Source organism: Stenotrophomonas sp. 05L44_2, from assembly GCF_056665995.1.
Genome location: NZ_JBFTNR010000412.1, coordinates 1 through 4,198, shown reverse-complemented (window position 1 = coordinate 4,198; position 4,198 = coordinate 1). Strand labels below are relative to the sequence as shown.

At 66.9% G+C, this 4,198-nt stretch carries 2 protein-coding genes and 1 pseudogene; 2 read left to right on the top strand and 1 reads right to left on the bottom strand.

The features are described from left to right. A partial coding sequence (locus tag AC1VAN_RS14580) for an autotransporter-associated beta strand repeat-containing protein (protein WP_480986062.1) occupies window positions 1–3,359 on the top strand: 3,359 nt, incomplete at its 5' end. 55 nt (window positions 3,360–3,414) lie between these two features. Here the strand turns inward: AC1VAN_RS14580 and AC1VAN_RS14575 are convergent. Next, a pseudogene (locus tag AC1VAN_RS14575) lies at window positions 3,415–3,615 on the bottom strand (GNAT family N-acetyltransferase); the annotation flags it as partial. Between the two features lie 135 nt (window positions 3,616–3,750). Here AC1VAN_RS14575 and AC1VAN_RS14570 point away from each other — a divergent pair. After that, window positions 3,751–4,198: isocitrate lyase/PEP mutase family protein (locus tag AC1VAN_RS14570; RefSeq protein ID WP_480986061.1), on the top strand; the 448-nt coding region annotated here is incomplete at its 3' end.

The window sequence follows — 4,198 nt, the reverse complement described above, 5'->3', positions numbered from 1 at the left end:
CCAATGGTGTGTTCAGTGGTTCGATCGGCGGCACCGGTGGACTGATCAAGGAGGGCACCGGTACCGAAACATTGACCGGCACCAACACTTTCACGGGCGGCACCACCATCAACGCCGGCACGCTGGCGATCGGCGCCGGTGGCAGCCTGGCCGCAACCGGCGCAGTGAACCTGGCCAACGCCGGTACAGGTTTTGACATCTCCAGCGGTGGCAACCAGGCCATCGGTACATTGTCCGGCGTCGCCGGCAGCACGATCAGCCTTGGCGGCAACACACTGACCACCAACGCAGCGGGCAACAGCACCTTTGCCGGGGACATCAGTGGCGCCGGTGGCCTGGTCAAGAACGGTGCCGGCGTGCTCGGCCTGACCGGCAGCAACACCTTCGGTGGCGGAGTGGCGCTCAATGCCGGTGGTCTGTCGCTGGGCAGCAGTGGTGCCCTGGGCACCGGCACGCTGACCGTAGGCGGTGACGCCACGCTGGACGGCAGTGTGCCGCTGACCCTGGCCAACAACATGCAGCTGGCAAGCGGCACGTTGACCCTGCTGGGGGGCACGCCGCTGACGCTGGACGGTGACATCGCCGGCAGTGGCAGCCTGCTCAAGGATGGTGCGGCGACGGTGACCCTGGGCGGCGCCAGCAGCTACACCGGCACCACGACGATCAACAGCGGCACCCTGGCGGTCGCCGCCGGTGGCAGCCTGTCCTCGGCCAGCACGGTGAACCTGGCCGGCGCCGGAACGCTGGACATCAGTGCGGCCGGCAACCAGGCCATTGGTGGCCTGGCCGGTGTTGCCAGCGGCAACGTGGTGCTCGGCGGTTCCACCCTGACCACCGGCGGCAGCAATGCCAGCACCACCTTCGGTGGCACCATCGGTGGCAGCGGTGGCCTGGTGCAGACTGGCACCGGCACGTTGACCCTGACCGGCAACAACACCTACACCGGTGGAACCACCATCAACGGTGGCAGCACCTTGCAGATCGGCAATGGCGGCGCGACCGGTGCGATCGTCGGCGACGTGACCAACAACGGCGCGCTGGTGGTCAACCTGTTGGGCAACACGACACTCGGTGGCACCGTCAGCGGCAGCGGTGGCCTGACCCAGGCCGGCAGCGGCACGCTGACGCTGACCGGCAACAATACCTATACCGGCGGCACCACCATCAATACCGGTGGCACCCTGCAGGTGGGCAATGGTGGTGCAACGGGGTCGATCATCGGCGACGTCGGCAACAACGGCAGCCTGGTGTTCAACGTGGGTGGCAACACTACGCTCGCGGGCGTGGTCAGCGGCAGCGGCGGTCTGACCCAGGCCGGTGCCGGCACGCTGACCCTGACCGGCAACAAYACCTATACCGGCGGTACCACCATCAACACCGGCGGTACGCTGCAGGTGGGCAATGGTGGCGCCACGGGTGCGATCACCGGCAACGTCAGCAACAACGGCAGCCTGGTGTTCAACGTCGGCGGCAATGCCACGCTTGGTGGCGTGGTCAGTGGCAGCGGCGGGTTGACCCAGGCCGGCAGCGGCACGCTGGTCCTTACCGGCAACAACACCTATACCGGTGGCACCACGATCAACACCGGCGGTACCGTGCAGATCGGCAACGGCGGCGCCAGCGGCACGGTCACCGGCAACATCACCAACAACGGTGGCCTGGTGGTCAACACCGGCAGCACCACCACGCTGGGTGGCAGCATCAGTGGCGCGGGCAGCATCGTGCAGGCCGGCCCTGGCCTGCTCAACCTGGGCGGCAACAGTGGCGGATTCACCGGTACCGGTCAGGTCACCGGTGGTGGCCTGAATGTCACCGGCACCGTCGGTGGCCAATGGACCATCGGCAGCGGCACCACGTTGTCGGGTACCGGCACCATCGGCGGCAGCGCTGGCGGCGTCACCGTGAGCAGCGGCGGTGTGCTGTCGCCGGGCAACGGCCCGGGCAATGGCAGCAGTGGCGGCAACGGTACGGGCGCGATCACCGTGGGCGGCAACCTGAACCTGGCACCGGGCAGCACGCTGTCGGTCGATCTGGGCGCCACCGGCAGTGATGTGGTGCAGGTAGGCGGCAGCGCGAACATCGGCGGAGCATCGGTGGTGGTCAATGCCATCGACCCGAACACCAGCTACCAGCAGGGCCAGCAGTACACGATCATCAACGCAGGCGGCGGCGTCAGCGGGCAGTTCGTGCCGCCCACCACCACCTCGGCGTTCCTCTCACTGACCCCGGTCTACACAGCGAATGCCGCGCAGCTGAAGATCGATGTGAAGCAGACAGCGGCCTTCGTCACGGCTGCGCAGACCCGCAACCAGCTGGGCGTGGCATCGGCGCTGGACAGCCTGCCGCAGACCGGCGCGGCGCTGGGCCTGTACAACACGCTGCTGGCCTACGACACCGCCACCGCGCGCAACGCGTTCAACCAGCTCTCCGGTGAAGTGCATGCGGCCAGCCGTGCAGTGCTGCTGTACGACAACTACCTGGAAGAGGGCATCCGCCAGCGTCTTGGCAGCGAGCTGCCGACGGTGCGTGGCGAGCGTGCTTCGGCATGGCTGGCGGGTAGCGGCAAGGTGTTCAAGCAGGACGGCGATGGCAACGGTGACGAGATCCGTGCCAACCGCAATGCACTGATGGCCGGCGTCGATTGGAAGCTCGGCGAGCATGTGGTGCTGGGGGCGGCGGCGGGCAGCGAGCGGCTGGATACGCGGCTGTACGATCGCCAGTCGCGTGCACGCCTGCGTGGCAACACCTATGGACTGTATGCGCAGGGCGAGTGGAACAACGGATTTGCGATCGGTGGCAGTGTGTCGCGCGGCGATTACCGCACGCGCACCACGCGTGAAGTGCCGCTGCTGGCACAGACGCTGCACAGCCGCCAGGATTCGGATGTCACCATCGCCCAGATCGAAGGCAGCTGGACCTGGACCCATGGCAGGACGCAACTGCAACCGTATGTGCAGTTCACCAAACACTGGGTGGACAGCGATCGCGCGGTGGAGCAGGGCGGCAGCGCGGCGCTGGTACTGGAGGGCGGCAAGGACACGCTCAATGTCAGCACCGTCGGCRTACGCGGCCGCTGGGATGTGGGCAGCGGCGAGCGCTATCCGGCACAGCTGACGGTTGGGCTGGGCTGGCAGCATGCGTCCGGTGACACCGACGTGGCCAGCCGGCAGAGCTTCGCCGTCGGTGGCAATGCGTTCGATGCCTACAGTGCCGTGATGGCGCGCAACGCACTGGTCAGCCAGGTCGGTGTGGCCGTCGGCCTGGGRCGCAGCAGCCAGCTGTCGCTGTTCGTGCAGGGCCAGCATGGCGACGGTCGCAACGATATCGGYGGCCAGTTGAACCTGCGCGTCGGGTTCTGAGCCAGCGCGTGTCTTCGACGGATCCACGCCATGCGTGGATCCGTCGAGAGCCGGGTTACAGCACGCGCTGCATCTCCACGGCGTCGATTCCGGCGCCGTGGCCATCGGCTACCACGCGTACCACCTGGAAGCCGAGGCCGGCATAGAAGCCCTGCGTGTGCTGGCTGGTGCTGAGCGTAATGCGCTGGATGGATGGGTCTGCTTCAGCCTGATGCAAGCGGGCCACTGCCAGCGCGCGTCCCAGCCCCTGTCTGTGGCGACGTGTCATGAATGACTGTCATCGTGGTGGCGGGCACATTGTGCGCGAGGTCCGGACCATTGATGTCCGAACATGGCGAGCCCGGAAACCGGTCCGGACGCAGACTGCGGGTCCCCGTCATCAGGAGGTTCCATGTCCAACGTTCACCAGAACTTCGTTCAACTCCATCAACGCGCTGGTCTTTATGTGCTGCCCAACGTATGGGATGCCGGTGGCGCCCGCCTGGTCCAGCAGCTGGGAGCTGTCGCGGTGGGAACATCGAGTGCTGCCATGGCGTGGTCCTGCGGTTATGCCGATGGCGGTGCGCTGCCGGATACCGCGCTGCTGCAGCGGGTTTCAGAAATTGTTGGTGTGACCTCGCTGCCGGTCACGGTCGATATCGAGGACGGTTACAGCGATGTCCCCGATGCGGTCGCTGAGCGGGTGCTGCGCCTGGTGGAGGCGGGTGCAGTAGGGATCAACATCGAAGACGGTGCCGGCAGCCCTGCGGCGCTGGTGGGCAAGATCACCGCCATCCGTTCGGCGCTGGGCGGACGATCGCTGTTCATCAATGCGCGCACCGATGTGTATCTGCGCGGCC